This is a genomic window from Streptomyces sp. MCA2, assembly GCF_023544705.1.
GTDB lineage: Bacteria > Actinomycetota > Actinomycetes > Streptomycetales > Streptomycetaceae > Streptomyces > Streptomyces decoyicus.
Window position 1 is genome coordinate 58,374 of sequence record NZ_JAMJFM010000026.1, and the last position, 17,707, is coordinate 76,080.

Below are 17,707 nucleotides of genomic sequence, written 5' to 3' on the forward strand. Positions count from 1 at the left end.
GGCGGAGGACAGATGAGCGTCGGTACGGGCCATGGCTTCCGTGTCGTCGGGGAACTGGAGCCGGAGGCGTTGGCGGGCGGTTCGCTGGCCAATGCGGTGGGGGCCGTGAAGGCGGTGCGCCGGGGGCGGGATGCGGAGACGGTCCGGGGGTTGGTGGAGCGCGGAGGCGCGCGGGTCGGGGTGCGGGAGGCCGCCTCGGGGCGGTGGGCGGACGACATCGCCCGGCTGGTGGACGCGGCCGAGCGGGCTGATCCGCGGGCGCGGGAGCTGGCCGGGCGGGTACGGGAGCTTGTGACCGCCGAGCTGGGCTGAGTCACACTGGTGTCATGTCGTCACCCCGCCGCGCGTGCCCCGTCTGTACCCGAGAGATCGCCGTTGTCGGCGGCCGCTTCGCCCGTCATGACCCGCCTGGCCGGCGGACGGTGCTGGAGCTGATCTCCTGCCCGGGGTCGCGCCGGATCGCGCCGATGATGGCGCCCGCGGAGAAGCTGTTCGACCCGGAGGAGCCGTCGATCCCGGGGCAGCAGCCGCTGTTCTGAGCCGGGGCGCCGGTTGCCGGTTGCTGTTTGCCCTGACGGTGCGCGGACGTCCTGCCGACTACGGTGCCAGCACGTCCAGTTCGGCCATCGCGCCCGCCGTGATCTCACGGGTCAGGGACTCCGCCCGTGCCGCGTCGCCGGTGCGTACCGCCTCGGCGACCTGCACATGGAGGGTGACCGCGGCCGGGTCGGGGTCGGTGAACATCACATGGTGCTGGGTGCGGCCGGTCAGGACGGCGGCGACCACATCGCCGAGCCGGGCGAACATCTCGTTGCCGGAGGCGGTCAGCACGACGCGGTGGAAGGCCGTGTCGTGGACGAGATAGGCGTCGAGCTGCTGGCCGCGTGAGGTGGCGACCATCCCCATGGCCTGTTCGGTGAGTTCGGCGCACTGCGCGGGGGTGGCGTGCTGGGCGGCGAGGCCCGCGGCGACCGGTTCGATCGCGGAGCGCAGCACGGTCAGCGAGCGCAGCTGCCGGGGGCGGTCCCGGCCGGCCAGCCGCCAGCCGATCACCCGCGGATCGTAGACGTTCCACTCCTCGGTGGGCCGGACGGTCACCCCCACCCGGCGCCGGGAAGCGACCAGCCGCATGGACTCCAGCACCCGGATCGCCTCGCGGATGACCGTGCGGGAGACGTCGAAGCGCTGCTCCAGCTCGTCCGTGCGCAGGACCGTACCCGGAGGGTAGTCGCCCGCGGTGATCGCGGGCCCCAGGGACTCCAGTACACGGGCGTGCAGTCCCTTCCCCTCGTTTTCCATGGGGCAAGCCTACGTTCCCGCCCTCCGGCCAATTAAGTATGACGTTTGCATCACAGGCTCTTGAATACGTCGTACCTAATGGGTTTCAGTAGGGGCCGCACGAGGTCGATGAAGACAGCGAGGTACCACGGGATGAGCACCCCCGACGTGATCGTCGTGATGGGCGTGGCCGGCACCGGCAAGACCACGATCGGCCCGATGGCGGCCGACAGGCTGGGCGTTCCCTACGCCGAGGGTGACGACTTCCATCCGCCGGCCAACATCGCCAAGATGTCGGCGGGCGTCCCGCTGGACGACGACGACCGCGGCCCCTGGCTGGACGCCATAGGGGCCTGGGCGCACGAGCGCGCCGGGCACGGCGGCGGTGTGGTCAGCAGCTCCGCGCTCAAGCGCGCCTACCGCGACCGGCTCCGGGCGGCCGCACCCCGCCTCGTCTTCCTGCACCTCACCGGCGACCGCTCGCTGATCGAGGAGCGGATGGCCGAGCGCAAGGGCCACTTCATGCCGACCGCACTGCTGGACTCCCAGTTCGCCACGCTCGAACCGCTCGGACCCGACGAGGCCGGTGTCGCCGTGGATGTGTCCGGCACCCCGGAGGAGATCGCCGAGCGCGCGGTGGCCGCACTGCGCGCGATGGACCCGCCGGGCGCATAACCCCGTACCCCCACACCCGTACCGCAGCACCCCCTTTCCCCCTCCGTCCAACCAAGGGAATCGCCGTGACTCATCTCAGCGTCGAGATGCTCGCAGCGGACGCGGTCGAGCCGATAACCACGGCCGGCCACGCACAGCTGGGCATCGCCGTCCTGGCCGGCATAGCCGTCATCGTCCTGCTCATCACCAAGTTCAAGCTGCATGCCTTCCTGTCGCTGATCATCGGTTCGCTGGTGCTCGGCGCGGTGGCCGGCGCACCGCTCGACAAGGTCATCACCAGCTTCTCGGCGGGCCTGGGCACGACGGTCGCGGGCACGGGCGTGCTGATCGCGCTCGGTGCCGTCCTCGGGCGGCTGCTCGCCGACTCCGGCGGTGCGGACCAGATCGTCGACACGATCCTGGCGAGGGCGAGCCGGAAGGCGATGCCCTGGGCGATGGTGCTGATCGCCGGGATCGTGGGGCTGCCGATCTTCTTCGAGGTCGGCATCGTGCTGCTGATCCCCGTGGTGCTGCTGGTCGCCAAGCGCGGCAACTTCTCGCTGATGCGCATCGGCATCCCGGCGCTGGCCGGACTGTCCGTCATGCACGGGCTGATCCCCCCGCACCCCGGACCGCTCGTGGCGATCGACGCCGTCGGTGCGAACCTCGGTGTCACCCTCGCGCTCGGTGTGGTCGTCGCCATCCCGACCGCGATCATCGCCGGTCCGGTCTTCTCCCGTTACGCGGCCCGCTGGGTGGACATCCGCCCGCCGGAGAACATGGTGCCCGAGCGCGCCACCGACGACCTGGAGAAGCGGCCCGGCTTCGGGATCACCGTGGCCACCGTGCTGCTGCCGGTGGTGATGATGCTGGCCAAGGCGCTGGTGGACATCGTCGTCGACAACCCGGAGCACGCCGTCCAGCGGGTCTTCGACGTGATCGGCTCGCCGCTGATCGCGCTGCTCACCGCCGTCCTCGTCGCGATGTTCACGCTGGGCCGGGCGGCCGGCTTCACCCGCGGCCGGATCGCCACCACCGTCGAGAAGTCGCTCGCCCCGATCGCCGGTGTGGTGCTGATCGTCGGCGCGGGCGGCGGCTTCAAGCAGACGCTGGTGGACGCCGGCGTCGGTCAGATGATCCTGGACGTCTCCAAGGGCTGGAACATCTCCGCGCTGCTGCTCGCCTGGCTGATCGCGGTCGCCATCCGGCTCGCGACCGGCTCCGCGACGGTGGCCACCATCTCCGCCGCCGGGCTGGTCGCCCCGCTCGCCGCGGAGATGAGCACCACCCATGCCGCGCTGCTGGTGCTGGCCATCGGCTGCGGGTCGCTGTTCTTCAGCCATGTCAACGACGCCGGATTCTGGCTGGTCAAGGAGTACTTCGGGATGAACGTCGGCCAGACGCTGAAGACCTGGTCGGTGATGGAGACGCTGATCTCGGTCGTGGGCATCGGGTGCGTGCTGCTGCTCTCCCTGGTTCTTTAGGGCCCAGGCCCGTCCCACCCCTGTTCCTTCCGGGCGGGTTACCGCCCCGGGCGCCCCACCCCCCTCAGGCGCCTGTCCCCGTCACGAGGCCGTACGAGCGGATGTCCGCTGGTGCGGCCTCGTGCACAGGGGGGCGGGCTTGCGGTGGTGTCCGCCCCGGCCGGACGTGCCGCGCCGCGGTGCACGACGGCGACCGCCGCAAGCCCGAGGGCCAGCCCCGCGGCGGTCTGCGGGCCGAAGGGCTCGCCGAACATGGCGGCTCCCCACAGGGCAGTGACCGGCGCCATCAGGAACATCAGGGTGTTCACCTCGGTGACGCCCCGGCGCCGGAGGATCAGCCAGTACAGCCCGTACCCGCCGAAGGTGGACAGCACCACCAGCCAGCCGACCGCCACCCAGAACGAGAGCGAGGCGGGCGGTTGGAGGGAGCCGGTGCCCGCGGCGAGGGCGGTGAACAGGACGGCGCTGGTGGTGCAGTGGATCGTCATCGACACCGACGGGGCGACCCGGGTGCGCGAGCGGTTCTCCAGGAACGTGGCCGCCACCAGCGAGGACATCCCGAGGAACGGGACGAGGTAGGCCCACCCGGCCACCCCCGAGCCGGCTGCCGCGTCGGCCGTGGTGACCACGATGACGCCGCCCACGCCCAGACCCAGACCGAGCCACTGCCGGCGGGAGACGTACTGGTGCAGCAGCGGACCGGCGAGCGCCCCGGCCACCAGCGGCTGGGTGCCGTCGATCAGGGCCGTGGTGCCGCTGGAGACCCCGAGCTGGATCGCGGAGTAGACGGTGAGCAGATAGCCGCTCTGCGACAGGGCGCCGATGACGGCCTGCCGGGCCAGGTCCCGTGCGGTCAGGCCCCGCCACGCGGCGCGGGCGGAGAGGGCCGCCACGACGACGAGGACGGCGGCGAGCGGCAGGAACCGCCACATGAGGAGCGTGCCGGCGGGCGCACTGTCCGCGCCGAGCTTGGCCCCGATGAACCCGGAGCTCCAGCAGAGCACGAAGGCGGCCGAGAGCAGGAGATGCATGTCGTCGCCCCTTCAGTAGACCGATCTGTATACCTCTCCTTTCACTATACAGATCGGTATACTTTTTGCATGGGTACCTCGCAGAAACCGCTCCGGATCACGATGACGCCTGCCGCGCGGCGCGCCCTGGAGGCCGCCGGGCGGCTGTTCTACGAGCGCGGGATCCATGCCGTCGGGGTGGACCTGATCGCCGCCGAGGCCGGGGTGACGAAGAAGACCCTCTACGACCGGTTCGGCTCCAAGGAGCAGATCGTCGTGGAGTACCTCGCGGACCGCGATGAACGCTGGCGGGCCTTTCTCGCGCCGTATCTCGACGCCGCCCGGCCGTCGCCCGCGGCGGGGGTCCTGGCCGTCTTCGACGCCTCCCGCGCCTGGTCGGCGGAGCACAGCGGCAAGGGGTGCAGCATGGTCAACGCCCATGCCGAGATCAGCGATCCGTCCCACCCGGCGTACGCGATCATCACCGCGCAGAAGGAGTGGATGCTCGCGCTGTTCACCGATCTGGTCAGGGCCGCCGCCCCCGGCCGGGCCGACCGGCTGGGCCGGGCGCTGATGCTCCTTCATGAAGGGGCCCTCGTCGCCCACGGTCTGGGCATCTTCCCCGATCCGATCGGTCAGGCCCGCGACGAGGCGCGGACGCTGCTCGCCGCCGCGGGGGTGCGGCCGTGACCGGCGGTGGGCCCGCCGGACCGGCCGGCGGGGTTCACCGGGCCGCCGGTGCCAGGCCCGCGCCCAGGTAGGCCCCGAGGTCCGCGGTCACCTGCGCCGTCGCGTCCTCGGGCGGTGCGGCGAGGGCGAGATAGCCGTCGGGGCGGATGAGGAGCACGGCGGGGCCGGGGCCGTAAGCGTCGCGGATATGGCCGTCGGTGTCGATCAGGTCGGGGGTCGGGCCGCCGAGGCGGACGAGGCGCAGCAGGTCCGGAGCGGCGGGCAGGGCGGTGTCGTCGACGCCGGTGCCGCCCAGGTCGAGCAGGGTGAAGTGCGGGCCCCGGAAGGCGTCGAAGAGCCGGGTGGGCTTGCCGTCGGCGGTGCTGCACGGGGCGTCGGGGGCCCGGTCGCCCGCGACGGGTATGCCCTCGGCGAGGTCCGTGCGCAGCTCCCGCGTCAGGGGGCTGTCGCGGTAGCCGATGTCGAGCTGGTGCAGGTCCCGGCCGCGCCGCAGCTCGCGGGAGCGGTGCAGCCGGGTGCTGGTGTCGAGGATGCGCTCGGCGATCGGACGGCGCTCGGCGTGGTAGGTGTCGAGCAGGGCGTCGGGGGCGCCGTGCCGCAGCACCTGGCCGAGCTTCCAGCCGAGGTTGTAGGCGTCCTGGACGCTGGTGTTCAGGCCCTGGCCGCCCGCCGGGGAGTGGATGTGCGCGGCATCGCCCGCCAGGAAGACCCGGCCGTGGCGGTAGGCGTCCACCATGCCCGCCTTGGGGCGGTAGAGGGAGGTCCACAGGACCTCGCGGATCTGCTCGGCGCCGAGGTGGGTGTGGGCCACCAGCTGGGCATGGACCGTCTCGGGCGAGAGGTCGGGCGCTTCGGCGAAGGCCACGATGAAGCTCTGGAAGTAGTCGGTGCCGGCCAGCGGAAGCAGCGAGACGAACCCGCCGTTCGCCAGCGGCCAGCGGTGCCAGTGGTCCCGGTCGAGGCCGTCCACCCGGACATCCGCGAGCACTACGGCGCCCGGCTCCAGCGACGGACCGCTCATCCGTGCGCCCAGCGCCCTGCGTACGGTGCTGCGCCCGCCGTCGGTGCCGACCAGATAGGCGCCGTGCACGGTGCGCTCCGCTCCGTCGGCGCGGCGCAGACGGGCGGTCACCCCGGTCGAGTCCTGGTCGAATGCGGTGAGTTCGGTGCCGAAGAGCACCTCGCCGTCGAGCTCCCGCAGCCGCTCGTACAGCAGCTCCTGATTGCGGAACTGCGGCACCATCAGGGTGTTCGAGTACGGGATGGCGGGCGTCGGGTCGACCCGCTCGATCATCTCGGTGGTCTCGGTGATCCGGCCGTTCTCCCAGAGGGCCGTCTTCGGGTAGAGGCCGCCGGCCGCCCGGACGGTGTCCAGCAGCCCGAGGTCGTCGTAGACCTCCTGACTGCGCGGCTGAAGGCCGGTGCCGCGGGCGCCGGGCGAGAGGCGGTCCTGCCGCTCGACGATCAGGGCGCGCACCCCGCGGCGGGCGAGGTCGATGCCCAGGGCGAGGCCGGTGGGCCCGGCGCCGGCGATCAGTACGTCGACGGCCGCACCGTCGTCGGGCAGGGCGGCGCCGAAGGCTTCCTTAACGTTGTTAAGTTCCATGTTTCCGAGCATGGCCTTAACGGTGTTAAGTTGTCAACATGGTTTCGCGCATCGACCGGAAACAGGTCGTGGACACCGCTCTGCGGCTGCTGAACGAAGTGGGCCTCGACGGGCTCACCCTCCGGCGCATCGCCAAGGAGCTGAACGTCCAGGCCCCCGCGCTGTACTGGCACTTCAAGAACAAGCGGGAGCTGCTGGACGAGATGGCCACCGAGATGTTCCGGCGGATGACCGGGCACCTGGCGGCCGGAGGGGCCGGAGGGGCCGCTGCGGGCCCGGACGGCCGTACCTGGCAGGAGACCGTTCGCGACGTCTGCCGGGCGATGCGCCGCGAGCTGCTCGGCTACCGCGATGGCGGCAAGGTCTTCAGCGGCACGCGGATGACCGACGAGAGCTACGCCGGGCCGCTCGACGGCTTGCTGCGCACCTTCACCGAGGCGGGTTTCAGCCTGCGTAGCGCGGCGCGGGCCTGGTGGACGGCGTACAACTACACCGTGGGCCTGGTGATCGAGGAGCAGTCGGTCCACCCGGAGCCCGGACAGCCGGAGGCCCGCGACCCGGCCTATGACCTGGCCGCCCGCGAGCGGCGCCTCATCGAGGACTATCCGCTCGCGGCGCGGGCCGGCGAGGAGATGTTCGGCGACATCGAGCAGAACTTCGAGGCCGGGCTGGGCATCATCATTGCGGGGATCGAGGCCACCCTGGGCCCGGACACGGGGAGCCGGGCGGGCAGTTGAGCGGGGAGTCGGTCAGCGCCGTGGGTCGATCGACCGCTTCAGCACGGGTGTGAGCGGGCGCTCTATGCAGCGGTGCAGCACCCACGCGAGCAGCAGCATCAGCGCGACGGTCAGTATCAGCGTCGCGTACGAGGGCAGTCCGATGCCGTGGTGCAGCGCCCGCACCACGACCCAGCCCAGATGCTCGTGCACGAGATAGAACGGGTAGGTCAGCGCGCCGGCCACGGTCAGCCAGCGCCAGTTCGCCCAGTGCAGCCTGCCCAGCGCGACCGCCGCGACCAGGGCGAAGCCGAGCGTGACGACGGCGATGATGACGGCCGTCGAACGGTAGGAGAACGCGGTGGCCGACGGTGCGTGCCACAGTCCCGCGACCGCGTAATGCTGGCCGATCAGCCAGCTGACCAGCACTATCGCCCAGGCGATCGGATCGCGGGCGCCGTAGCGGTGCAGCAGGTACAGGCCCACCCCGCCGATGAAGAACGGGGCGTACTCGGGCATCAGCACGGTGTCGAGGAAGGGCTGGTGGGCGGCCTGCGCCAGCGCGGCGGCCAGCGTCCAGCCCGCGCAGAACAGCACCACCCGGCGGCGGGTGGCGCCGGGCAGTACGACGCAGAGCGCGAAGAGCGCGTAGAAGCGCATCTCCGCCCAGAGGGTCCAGCACACCCCGAGCACCCGGTCCACGCCCAACGGCTGCTGGAGCATGGTCAGATTGGTCAGCACCTCGCTGGGCGCCAGCGCCTCGAAGGCGACCCAGGGGAGCGCGAAGACCGCGGTGACCAGCAGGATCGCGGCCCAGTAGGCCGGGTAGAGGCGGGAGACGCGGGAGGCGATGAAGGCGCGCAGCGTCCGTCCCCAGCCGCTGAGGCAGATCACGAAGCCGCTGATCACGAAGAAGATCTGCACGCCCAGACAGCCGTAGGCGAACAGCGGCGCGGCGGTGGGGAATTGGTGGGCGGGCGAGCCGCCCCAGGCCTGGGCTATCTCGCCGTTGCGGCCCCCGTAGTGGTACGCGGCGACCATCAGCGCGGCGAGCAGCCGCAGCCCGTCCAGGGCGCGCAGCCGCGACGGTCCGCCGCGGCTGCGCCCCCGTATCGCGGGCCGGGGAGCGGTGGTGACGAGATCCGGCGCGACAGGCGGCGCGCCGGTCGTCAGCTGGGGCGCGCTCATCCGAACGCGGCCCGCTTCTTCAGCCGCCGCTGCACCGCACGCGCCCGGCGCGCGACCCTGCGGACGGTGGCATTGCGCGGAATGAACGACAGCTGGGACGGGAGCGCGCCGGGCAGCGCCAGCGCGGTCAGCCGGCGGCGCTTGAAGTAGCGCCAGGTGACCTGGTCGAGACGGGTCGCGAGATAGCGCTCGGCGGCCGGCCGCAGCTGCGGATAGATCTGGTGCTGCATCGCATAGCCGACCGCGGTGACCAGGCCCTCGATGCTCCCGGCCGTCGCGAAGGCGCGCGGGCGTTCGCTGCGGTCGCCCAGGTCGGGCACCAGCGCGTCCACGATCGTGACCGGGACGCGGTTGCTGTTCTGGTACGGCGTGAGCCGCTCCAGCAGCAGCCCGGTGCCGGTCCGTGCGGTGGGCAGGTCGTAGAACGTGGCCGCCGTCAGCAGGGCGGTGGAGAAGCAGCCGACGACCAGCGCCGGCCGCATCCGCTGGTAGAGCACCTCGGCCAGGACCGGGGTGTCCAGCACGGTCAGCGCGACGTCCAGCTTCTCGGCCTCCCGCTCCAGCAGCCGCGACCAGCGGGCCGGCGCGGACGGGTGCGGTTTGAAGACGATCTCGCGGTGGCCGCGCTCGGCGGCGCCGCGCACCATCCGCACATGGAGCTCCTCTTCCTCCTCGGGCGTGAGGATGCCCAGCGCGGAGAGGTACTGGCCGAGCAGCAGCGCGGCCCCCTCGGGGACCGCCACCTCGCCACTGGCGTCACAGAGTTCGGCCAGCACCTTGGTGAAGGCGTCGGCCGGCACGGTCTGCGGCGCGACGTCGAACTCGGTGAGCAGCAGCGGCGTCAGGCCCGGCACCAGATCCAGATGCAGCAGCCGGCTGATGCGGGTGCCGATCAGCGGGTCGAGCTTGTTGCGGGTGGGCCCGTAGCTCATCAGCCCGTCGGCGTAGACATCGATCGGCGCGTCCGGGAACAGCTGGGCGACCGCCAGCGCCGGGTTGACCTGGATCGACTCCACGACCAGCTCGATGTGGTCGTCGCCCAGGCCCCACAGCAGCCGCAGATGCCGCTCCCACAGCGGGGCGTCGTCCGAGCGCGGCGACCAGCCGCCGGGGTGGAACGGGCTGATCGTCTCGTTCCACGACAGCACCCGGTCGAAGCGGCCGCGCAGCCGCTCGAAGCCGGGCATGGTGTCCAGCGACGCGGTGGTCTCCGGGGTGGTCGCGTTGTTGCTGAGCAGCAGCAGCCGGCGGTCGGCCGGCGCGAAGCAGTCGGCGTCCAGCGCGGCGGCGAGCGTCGCCGCACCGTAGAGCGTGGACGCCATGAAGATCTGGGTACGCGGTCGGGTGGACATCAGGCGGCGACCTCCGCCGGGACGGGGCGACGGCGCAGGCGCCGCAGCCGGGACGCTCGCTGCACATCCATCGAATCCAGGGCTTCCTTCAGTACGTCCTGCGGCATGCGTTTCATGGCCGCGGCGCTCATCGCGCGCAATTTACGGGCGACCTGCGGTTCGAAACGTTCGATCGAACCGAGATGGTGGGAAATGATCGCGCAATAGGTGCGCACCGCCTTGGGCAGCAGAAGATCGGCATCGCGGTCCTGCGCCGTTTCCTCGATCACCTGATCGAAAGCGCGAATGAAGTCCAATTGCCGCACATCTCCGATCTGGGTCAGTGAGGACGCCACTCCGCGCCGGTAGAAAACGCCGAGCAGCCCGACCACCGCCATGGACTTCGCCTCGCGGTGCAGCCGCCAGATCCACGGGCGGTCCTCCGCGGTGCGCAGACCGTCCCGGAAATGCAGCACCCCCTCGTCCAGCAGCCGGCGGTGGTACATCCCGGCCCAGGCGAAGGCGTAGTCGACGGAGGTGGAGCGGTCGGCGGGCAGGATCACCTCGCGCGGGTCCAGCACCACCCCGCGCCGGCCGTGCGGGACACGGTGCACGGTGCGTGCGCGGGCGGTGCACTGGACATGGTCGGTACGGACGAAGTCACATCCCAACTCCTCCATGACGCCGAGGAGTTCGGGGTAATAGCCGGGGGCGAGCCAGTCGTCGCCGTCCAGGAAGGTGACGTATTCGCCGCGGGCCGCGTCCAGGCCGGTGTTCCGGGCGGTGGCCAGTCCGCCGTTCTGTTCGTGCCGCAGGACTCTGGCGCCCGGCAGCTCACGCTCGGCGCGCGCGAGGATCTCCGGGGTCTCGTCGCGCGAACAGTCGTCGACGAGCAGGAATTCAAAGTCCTCGCGGGCATTGGCCGCCAGGCTTTTCAGGGTGTCGGGCGCGTATGTCTGCACGTTGTAGAACGGCACGATGACGGAGAGCTTAACCACCCGGGTGACGTTAGGCGGGCAGACGGCATTCGTCTTTACCGGGTGCGGACCTCAAGGTGAACGAAGAATGGCGGGATGGTTAACCGGGCCGACAATCGGGCTGGTTGGCCATTCGTCGACCCGCTGTTAACCCTTTGTTGCGACCCAGTTGGCCCGCCAAACGGAATGCCTTCCTAGCGTCATCGACGTGCCATCACGTACCTCTTCTTCGCCGCGGGTCGCTGTGCTCGCCGACTCGGATACCCGATGGAAATGGGGCGCTTTGACAGCGTACCGAATCCAATCGGACATCCGGCTCGACGGCTACCTTCTCCGCGGCCGCGCCACTCCCACGGTCCGCCAGCTCGACGAGGTCGGCGCCCGTGCGGACTCGCTGCGCGAAATCAGGGGCGTCGACTTCGTCCGGTCCCTCGACCGTACGGTCTGCGACGTCGTCGTGCTGGCCTGTGTCGGCGGAGCGGTGCAGGCGATGCTGCACGGCCTCGGCCGCGCCTGGCAGGGTGCCGAGCGCCGCCCCGTCGTCGTCACCGGCTACGTCGGTGTGGTCTACGAGAAGCTCGCCGACGGGCTGCTGCTGCGGCACGGCGCGGATGTCGTCCTCGCCAACTCCCGGCACGACGCGGACCGGTTCCGCGAGGTCTACCGCGGTGTCGGCGCCGACGACGGCAGCGTCGTCGAATGCGCCCTGCCGTTCCTCGGCGGCGACCGCTACCGCCGCGACGGCGACACCGGCACGCAGCACCCCTACACCGTGGTGTTCGCCGCCCAGCCCTCCGTCCCGGAGAACCGCGCGGACCGGACCTACCTGCTGCGCCGGGCCGTGGAGCACGCCCGCAGGCACCCGGACCGCGAGGTGCTGATCAAGCTCCGCAGCAAGCCGGGCGAGCACACCACCCATATCGAGGAGCTGCCCTACCAGAAGCTCGCCACGAAGGCGCCCGGCGGACTGCCCGCCAACTGCCGCCTGGTGTACGGCAACATGGGCGAGGTCCTGGACCGCACCGACCTGATGGTGACGGTCAGCTCGACCGCCGCCCTGGAGTCGCTGCACCGCGGCATCCCCACCGCCGTCCTCACCGACCTCGGCGTCCGCGAGGTCCTCGGCAACCACCACTTCCTCGGCTCCGGCTGCCTCGCCTCCTGGGACGAGCTGGACGCCGGGCACCGCCCGGAGCCGGACGCCGACTGGCTCGCCCGGCAGGGCGTCGCCGCCGCCGGGGACTACGAGCAGGCCTTCGACGCGGCCCGCGCCCGGGTCACCGCGCTGCGCACCGCCGACCGGCTGCCGCCCCTCACCCCGTACTACACAGCCCGTACCGCCCCCGGCTACCTCCCCGGCATCCTCGCCCGGCACGGCCTGGACCCGCACGGCGCACCGGTCGCCGGCCATACGGACGCCCCCGAGGAGACCGGCGGACTGCGCCGGGTCGCCCGCGAAACGGTCCGCGAGGCCGCCCGTGGCGCCTACCGCCACGGCGTCCAGCGCGTCGCCCCCGCCATCCGCCGCTGGGGGCAGCTGTGACCGCCCCGTCGCCCGCCAGCTCCCGGAAGGAGCCCGACATGCCGCCGAACCCGCAGAGCAGCCCGCCGACCGTGGTTGCCGTCATCCCCGCCCGCGGCGGATCCAAGGGCGTGCCCGCCAAGAATCTCGCCGCCGTCGGGGGAGTGCCCCTGGTGGCCCGCGCGGTCCGCGAATGCCGCGCCGCCCGCCTGGTCACCGATGTCGTGGTGTCCACGGACGACGCCGGGATAGCGGCCGCGGCCCGCGGCGCCGGAGCGGTCGTCGTACGGCGCCCCGGTGACATCGCGGGCGACACCGCCACCAGCGAGGCAGCCGTCCTGCACGCCATGGACGCCTACGAGGCCGAGCACCACACCCGGGTCGACGCGGTGCTGCTGGTCCAGTGCACCAGCCCCTTCCTCGTCCGCGAGGACATCGACTCGGTGGCCGCCGCGGTCGTCGAGGGCGGCGCCGACAGTGCGCTGACCGTGGCACCGTTCCACGGCTTCGTCTGGCGCGACGCCGCCGACGACGCGGACGTGAGCCCGGCTCCCGCCGAGCGGCCCGTGGGCGCCACGGTCCCCGCGCAGCCCACGGCCACCGCCCCGGCCGCCGTCACCACCACCGGCGGCTACGGCGTCAATCACGACAAGTCCTTCCGGCCGCGCCGCCAGGACCGCCCCCAGGACCTGCTGGAGACCGGCGCCGCCTACGCCATGGAAGCGGCCGGCTTCCGCGCCGGCGGCCACCGCTTCTTCGGCCGCACCGAACTCGTGCGCACCGACCCCGCCCGGGTGCTGGAGATCGACGATCCGCACGACCTGGCCCGCGCCCGCGCACTCGCGCCGCTGCTGGACGCCCCGCGGCCCGGCGCACTGCCGACCCTCGACGACATCGACGCCGTCGTCCTCGACTTCGACGGCACCCAGACCGACGACCGGGTGCTGATCGACTCCGACGGACGGGAGATCGTCGCGGTGCACCGCGGCGACGGCCTCGGCATCGCCGCCCTGCGCAAGGCGGAGCTGAAGCTGCTGATCCTGTCCACGGAGACCAACCCGGTCGTCGCCGCACGGGCCCGCAAGCTGCGGGTGCCCGTCCTGCACGGCATCGACCGCAAGGACCTCGCCCTCAAGCAGTGGTGCGAGGAAGCGGGCATCGCGCCCGAGCGCGTGCTCTACGTCGGCAACGACGTCAACGACCTCCCGTGCTTCGACCTCGTCGGCTGGCCCGTGGCGGTCGCCGGGGCGCACGACGTGGTGCGCGGCGCGGCCCGCGCGGTCACCGCGACGCCCGGCGGCAGCGGCGCGATCCGAGAGATCGCCGCCTGGCTGCTGGGCCCGTCCCTGTAACCCACAAAGACCCCCTGAATACCCCCCCAACACCCCTGATCACCCCGCACACCCCCTGATCGACACGAAGGAACCCTCCCCATGAGCAGCAACTCCCGCCTCCGCACCCTCGGCTCCCGCGAGGCCGGCCCCGGCCGCCCCGTCTACGTCACCGGCGAGATCGGCATCAACCACAACGGCGACCTGGAGAACGCCTTCGCGCTGATCGACGCCGCCGCCGACGCCGGCTGCGACGCCGTCAAGTTCCAGAAGCGGACCCCGGAGATCTGCACCCCGCGCGACCAGTGGGACATCGAGCGCGACACCCCCTGGGGCCGGATGACCTACATCGACTACCGCCACCGTGTGGAGTTCGACGAGGACGGCTACCGCGCCATCGACGAGTACTGCAAGAAGCGCGGCATCGCCTGGTTCGCCTCCCCGTGGGACGTCGAGTCCGTCGCCTTCCTGGAGAAGTTCGACGTGCCCTGCTACAAGGTCGCCTCCGCCTCGCTCACCGACGACGAGCTGCTGCGCGCCATGCGCGCCACCGGCCGCACCGTCATCCTCTCGACGGGCATGTCCACCCCCAAGCAGATCCGGCACGCCGTCGAGGTCCTGGGCAGCGAGAACATCCTGCTCTGCCACGCCACGAGCACCTACCCGGCCAAGGCCGAGGAGCTCAACCTGCGGATGATCAACACCCTCCAGGACGAGTACCCCAACGTCCCGATCGGCTACAGCGGCCACGAGACCGGTCTCCAGACCACCCTCGCCGCGGTCGCCCTCGGCGCCACCTTCGTCGAGCGCCACATCACCCTCGACCGCGCCATGTGGGGCTCCGACCAGGCCGCCTCCGTCGAGCCCGGCGGCCTGTCCCGCCTGGTCCGCGACATCCGCACCATCGAGGAGTCCCTCGGTGACGGCGTCAAGAAGGTCTACGAGAGCGAGCTCGGCCCGATGAAGAAGCTGCGCCGCGTCACCGGCGTGGTCGCCGAGGCCGAGGCCGGCGCCGAGCCGGCGGCGGTCTGACGGCCGGGCCGACGAACCGACGGGAGCGATGGTGAGCTCACCTGAAGGGGCCCCCGCCGGGCCCGCCACGCCCGGCACCGGGGTCCCGCCCCAGGAGACGACGGGTTCTCCCGCCCGTCGTCTCCTGGGGGTGCCGCGGCAGCGCCGCCGGCCCGCCCGCACCGGTTCCGGACCGGAGGCCGCCGCCCGGGACACCGGCACCCTCGCGTTCGTCGAGAGCCCGGTGCAGCTGCTGAACGTCCTGGAATGGGCGTACACGGCACAGGCCACCACGCTCACCGTGGTCGTGCTCTCCCCGCACGACCCGATGACCCGCGGCCAGCTGCGCCGGATGGCCGAACTCGCCCGCGACGAAGGCCACACGGTGCGCTGGGAAGAGGCCCGCGGCGGCCCGACGGCGCCGATGCGCACCATCGGCGGGCTCACCCCGCTGCTGCGCCGCGCCCGCCGCATCGTCATCGGCGACCCGTTCTCCCGCTACGTGCAGCTGCTGCTCACCCTCACCAGGGCGCGCGACCTGGTCGTGGTCGACGACGGCACCGCCACCATGGAGTTCATCTCCCAACTCGCCCACGGCGAACGGCTGGTGCGCTGGCACCGCAACGGCAGCGGGCGCGGCGCGCGGGACCTGCTCTTCGCGCCGTTCTCGGCCACCGCCCGGCGCCGGCTCACCCCGGAGCCCGAGGGCGGCCGGCGCACCGTCGGCCTGTTCAGCTCGATGCCCGTCGAGGCGCCACCGGGCGTCGAGGTCACCACCAACGACTTCGCCTGGACCCGCGGCCGCTTCGGCCCGCCCCGGCTCACCCGCGCCGCCGATATCGTCGGCACCTCGCTGGTGGAGACCGGCGTCGTGGACGCCGACCGCTATCTGGCGGCGGTCGGCATGCTGGCCCGTACGCACGGCGCCACCCGCTACTTCGCGCACCGCAAGGAGAGCGCCGAAAAGCTGCGCCGGCTCGTGACGGAGACGGGGCTGGAGATCGTCCGGCCCGATCTGCCGCTGGAACTGATCGCCCGGCGCGGCCCCATCGGACGGCTGATCGTCAGCTTCCCCTCCACGGTCGTGCACACCCTGCCGCTCGCCCTGCGGGGCACCGAGGTCAAGGTCGCGGTCTGCGACATCGATCCGGAGTGGCTGACGGCCCACGCCTCGCCGCGCGCCCAGGGCTTCCTCGACGGGGTCACCGGCACCGCCCGCGACGTGCAGCGACTGCCGTTCACCCAGCGGGTGGCGGCCGGATGACCGTGCGCGGGAAGCCTTACTGCATACCCGTCGCATAAACCGTCCATGCGCCGAGCGGCCTAGATTTTCTTCCCCTAACGGGCTGAACTTTTGTTGATCGAGGGACAGTTGCCCCATTGAGGCACGTAGCCTTCCACGGGTGAACCACTCGATCTCCCGCGATGCCGGCACCGCCCGTACTCCCGCCGGGGACCAGCTCCCCGGCGCCCTCCCCGAGGCGCTGCGCGCCGAACTCGGCCTCTTCCGCCGTGACTTGCACATGCATCCCGAGCTCGGCAACCAGGAGTTCCGGACCACCGCGGCGCTCAAGGAACGGCTGGAGCGGGCCGGTCTGCGGCCCCGGGTACTGGCCGTCGGCACCGGCCTGATCTGTGACATCGGCACACCGGACGCCACGGCCGACGGAGCGGCGCTCGCCGCGGCCCCCGCGCGCCCCCTGCTGGCCCTGCGCGCGGACATCGACGCCCTGCCCATCCCGGACACCAAGACCGTCGACTACGCCTCGACGATCCCCGGCCGTGCGCACGCCTGCGGCCACGACGTGCACACCTCCGTCGTCCTCGGCGCCGGTCTGGTGCTGGCCGAACTGGCCCGCACGGGCGCCCTGCCGCGCCCCGTCCGGCTGATCTTCCAGCCCGCCGAGGAGGTGCTGCCGGGCGGCGCCTCCGACGCGATCGAGTCCGGCGCCCTGGAGGGCGTCGGCCGGATCCTCGCCGTCCACTGCGATCCGCGCGTCGACGCCGGCCGGATCGGGATCCGTACGGGAGCGATCACCTCCGCCTGTGACCGGCTGGAGGTCGGGCTGGACGGCCCCGGCGGCCACACCGCCCGTCCGCACCTGACCACCGACATGGTCACCGCCGCGTCCCGGGTCGCCCTGGACGTACCGGCCCTGCTCTCCCGCCGGGTCGACGCCCGCGCCGGTCTCGCCGTCACCTGGGGCCGGCTGGCCTCCGGCCACGCCTGCAATGTGATCCCGCAGCACGCCGAACTCTCCGGCACGGTCCGCTGTCTCGATCTCGACGCCTGGCGGAAGGCCCCGGACCTGGTGCATGCGGCGATCGACGAGGTGGCCGCGCTGCACGGCGCGAAGTCGCAGATCACCTACGTCCGCGGGGTGCCGCCGGTGGTCAACGAGCCGGTCACCGTCCAGCTGCTGCACTCCGCGATGGCCGCCCGCCGTGGCGAGGGCGCCATCGAGGACACCGAGCAGTCCCTCGGCGGCGAGGACTTCTCCTGGTACCTCGAACATGTCCCCGGCGCCATGGCCCGTCTCGGCGTCCACCCGCCCGCCGACCCGGCGCGCCGGGACCTGCACCGCGGCGACTTCGATGTGGACGAGCTGGCGATCAAGGTCGGCGTCGAACTCTTCACCGCCGCGGCGCTCCTCGACGGGGATCTGCCGGACTGATCACGACGGTGCGTCCCGGCGCTCACACCCTGAGTGCGGCCCGAGAGGGCGGGTGGAACGGACCACTCACCACAAACTCCTCATAACGGCCCGTTCCGGCAGCTTGCCGGGACGGGCTTCGCATATCGCCCGGCTGTGTTTCCTCCAGGTGCCCTACGCCTCGAATCGATAACGTCCACGCAGTGGAGGGTTTTGCGCCAGGTCTACGCGCGTTAATCTCCCGACAAGCCAGCG

General features: G+C 72.0%; 17 protein-coding genes. 11 read left to right on the forward strand and 6 right to left on the reverse strand.

Translation table 11 applies throughout. The features are described from left to right. Positions 1–12 precede the first annotated feature (12 nt). Both M8I34_RS21945 and M8I34_RS21950 read left to right on the forward strand, forming a co-directional pair. On the forward strand, positions 13–312 hold the full coding sequence (locus M8I34_RS21945) for a hypothetical protein (protein WP_250051531.1): 300 nt from the start codon (positions 13–15) through the stop codon (positions 310–312). 14 nt (positions 313–326) lie between these two features. Beyond that, positions 327–539 (forward strand): hypothetical protein, encoded by a 213-nt coding sequence (locus M8I34_RS21950; protein WP_250051533.1) that lies wholly within the window; start codon positions 327–329, stop codon positions 537–539. Between the two features lie 58 nt (positions 540–597). On the opposite strand, the gene M8I34_RS21955 is transcribed toward M8I34_RS21950, so the two are convergent. Then, positions 598–1,299 carry a FadR/GntR family transcriptional regulator gene (locus M8I34_RS21955; RefSeq protein ID WP_250051535.1) on the reverse strand — a complete coding sequence of 234 codons (702 nt, stop codon included), beginning with the start codon at positions 1,297–1,299 and terminating at the stop codon, positions 598–600. 132 nt (positions 1,300–1,431) lie between these two features. Here M8I34_RS21955 and M8I34_RS21960 point away from each other — a divergent pair, with 132 nt between their 5' ends. Continuing rightward, the gene (locus tag M8I34_RS21960) at positions 1,432–1,953 is read left to right on the forward strand and encodes a gluconokinase (protein WP_250051536.1); all 522 of its coding nucleotides are present in this window, start codon (positions 1,432–1,434) and stop codon (positions 1,951–1,953) included. Between the two features lie 65 nt (positions 1,954–2,018). Continuing rightward, the gene (locus tag M8I34_RS21965; RefSeq protein ID WP_250051538.1) at positions 2,019–3,416 is read left to right on the forward strand and encodes a gluconate:H+ symporter; all 1,398 of its coding nucleotides are present in this window, start codon (positions 2,019–2,021) and stop codon (positions 3,414–3,416) included. Between the two features lie 38 nt (positions 3,417–3,454). Here the strand turns inward: M8I34_RS21965 and M8I34_RS21970 are convergent, their stop codons facing one another. Then, entirely contained in the window at positions 3,455–4,447 is a 993-nt protein-coding gene (locus tag M8I34_RS21970) for a DMT family transporter (RefSeq protein WP_250051540.1), read from the reverse strand. A 69-nt stretch (positions 4,448–4,516) separates the two neighbouring features. Here M8I34_RS21970 and M8I34_RS21975 point away from each other — a divergent pair, with 69 nt between their 5' ends. Then, the gene (locus M8I34_RS21975; RefSeq protein WP_250051542.1) at positions 4,517–5,116 is read left to right on the forward strand and encodes a TetR/AcrR family transcriptional regulator; all 600 of its coding nucleotides are present in this window, start codon (positions 4,517–4,519) and stop codon (positions 5,114–5,116) included. A 34-nt stretch (positions 5,117–5,150) separates the two neighbouring features. Here the strand turns inward: M8I34_RS21975 and M8I34_RS21980 are convergent, their stop codons facing one another. Beyond that, positions 5,151–6,722 carry an FAD-dependent monooxygenase gene (locus M8I34_RS21980; protein ID WP_250051544.1) on the reverse strand — a complete coding sequence of 524 codons (1,572 nt, stop codon included), beginning with the start codon at positions 6,720–6,722 and terminating at the stop codon, positions 5,151–5,153. 38 nt (positions 6,723–6,760) lie between these two features. Between M8I34_RS21980 and M8I34_RS21985 the strand changes: the two genes are divergently transcribed. Then, entirely contained in the window at positions 6,761–7,459 is a 699-nt protein-coding gene (locus M8I34_RS21985) for a TetR/AcrR family transcriptional regulator C-terminal domain-containing protein (protein WP_250051545.1), read from the forward strand. Positions 7,460–7,471: 12 nt separating this feature from the next. On the opposite strand, the gene M8I34_RS21990 is transcribed toward M8I34_RS21985, so the two are convergent. The 3 genes from M8I34_RS21990 to M8I34_RS22000 are packed head-to-tail and all read right to left on the reverse strand — an operon-like array spanning position 7,472 to position 10,955. Beyond that, positions 7,472–8,626, reverse strand: coding sequence for an acyltransferase (locus M8I34_RS21990; protein ID WP_250051547.1), 1,155 nt, complete (start codon positions 8,624–8,626; stop codon positions 7,472–7,474). Beyond that, complete coding sequence (locus tag M8I34_RS21995) at positions 8,623–9,978, reverse strand: alpha-2,8-polysialyltransferase family protein (RefSeq protein ID WP_250051549.1); 1,356 nt, start codon at positions 9,976–9,978, stop codon at positions 8,623–8,625. Before M8I34_RS21995 ends, M8I34_RS21990 begins: the two co-directional genes overlap by 4 nt. Further along, positions 9,978–10,955: a glycosyltransferase gene (locus M8I34_RS22000; RefSeq protein ID WP_250051551.1), complete on the reverse strand. Its 978-nt coding sequence runs from the start codon at positions 10,953–10,955 to the stop codon at positions 9,978–9,980. The genes M8I34_RS21995 and M8I34_RS22000 overlap by 1 nt, the downstream gene beginning before the upstream one ends. A 187-nt stretch (positions 10,956–11,142) precedes the next feature. On the opposite strand from M8I34_RS22000, the gene M8I34_RS22005 reads away from it, so the two are divergent. The 5 genes from M8I34_RS22005 (at position 11,143) to M8I34_RS22025 (ending at position 17,473) form a co-directional block, all read left to right on the forward strand. Then, the gene (locus M8I34_RS22005) at positions 11,143–12,477 is read left to right on the forward strand and encodes a DUF6716 putative glycosyltransferase (RefSeq protein ID WP_374210962.1); all 1,335 of its coding nucleotides are present in this window, start codon (positions 11,143–11,145) and stop codon (positions 12,475–12,477) included. 38 nt (positions 12,478–12,515) lie between these two features. After that, positions 12,516–13,808, forward strand: coding sequence for an acylneuraminate cytidylyltransferase (locus tag M8I34_RS22010; RefSeq protein WP_250051552.1), 1,293 nt, complete (start codon positions 12,516–12,518; stop codon positions 13,806–13,808). Positions 13,809–13,889: 81 nt separating this feature from the next. Further along, complete coding sequence (locus M8I34_RS22015; protein ID WP_030087032.1) at positions 13,890–14,819, forward strand: N-acetylneuraminate synthase family protein; 930 nt, start codon at positions 13,890–13,892, stop codon at positions 14,817–14,819. Positions 14,820–14,847: 28 nt separating this feature from the next. Continuing rightward, positions 14,848–16,062 (forward strand): hypothetical protein, encoded by a 1,215-nt coding sequence (locus M8I34_RS22020; protein WP_374210963.1) that lies wholly within the window; start codon positions 14,848–14,850, stop codon positions 16,060–16,062. A 139-nt stretch (positions 16,063–16,201) separates the two neighbouring features. Next, entirely contained in the window at positions 16,202–17,473 is a 1,272-nt protein-coding gene (locus M8I34_RS22025; RefSeq protein WP_250051553.1) for an amidohydrolase, read from the forward strand. The last annotated feature ends 234 nt before the right edge of the window (positions 17,474–17,707 follow it).

Bases quoted from the DNA above. Each gene is read 5' to 3' on its own strand.
- M8I34_RS21945 (WP_250051531.1), top strand. From the start codon at position 13: ATGAGCGTCGGTACGGGCCATGGCTTCCGTGTCGTCGGGGAACTGGAG.
- M8I34_RS21950 (WP_250051533.1), top strand. From the start codon at position 327: ATGTCGTCACCCCGCCGCGCGTGCCCCGTCTGTACCCGAGAGATCGCC.
- M8I34_RS21955 (WP_250051535.1), bottom strand. From the start codon at position 1,299: ATGGAAAACGAGGGGAAGGGACTGCACGCCCGTGTACTGGAGTCCCTG.
- M8I34_RS21960 (WP_250051536.1), top strand. From the start codon at position 1,432: ATGAGCACCCCCGACGTGATCGTCGTGATGGGCGTGGCCGGCACCGGC.
- M8I34_RS21970 (WP_250051540.1), bottom strand. From the start codon at position 4,447: ATGCATCTCCTGCTCTCGGCCGCCTTCGTGCTCTGCTGGAGCTCCGGG.
- M8I34_RS21975 (WP_250051542.1), top strand. From the start codon at position 4,517: ATGGGTACCTCGCAGAAACCGCTCCGGATCACGATGACGCCTGCCGCG.
- M8I34_RS21980 (WP_250051544.1), bottom strand. From the start codon at position 6,722: ATGGAACTTAACAACGTTAAGGAAGCCTTCGGCGCCGCCCTGCCCGAC.
- M8I34_RS21985 (WP_250051545.1), top strand. From the start codon at position 6,761: ATGGTTTCGCGCATCGACCGGAAACAGGTCGTGGACACCGCTCTGCGG.
- M8I34_RS21990 (WP_250051547.1), bottom strand. From the start codon at position 8,626: ATGAGCGCGCCCCAGCTGACGACCGGCGCGCCGCCTGTCGCGCCGGAT.
- M8I34_RS21995 (WP_250051549.1), bottom strand. From the start codon at position 9,978: ATGTCCACCCGACCGCGTACCCAGATCTTCATGGCGTCCACGCTCTAC.
- M8I34_RS22010 (WP_250051552.1), top strand. From the start codon at position 12,516: ATGCCGCCGAACCCGCAGAGCAGCCCGCCGACCGTGGTTGCCGTCATC.
- M8I34_RS22015 (WP_030087032.1), top strand. From the start codon at position 13,890: ATGAGCAGCAACTCCCGCCTCCGCACCCTCGGCTCCCGCGAGGCCGGC.
- M8I34_RS22020 (WP_374210963.1), top strand. From the start codon at position 14,848: ATGGTGAGCTCACCTGAAGGGGCCCCCGCCGGGCCCGCCACGCCCGGC.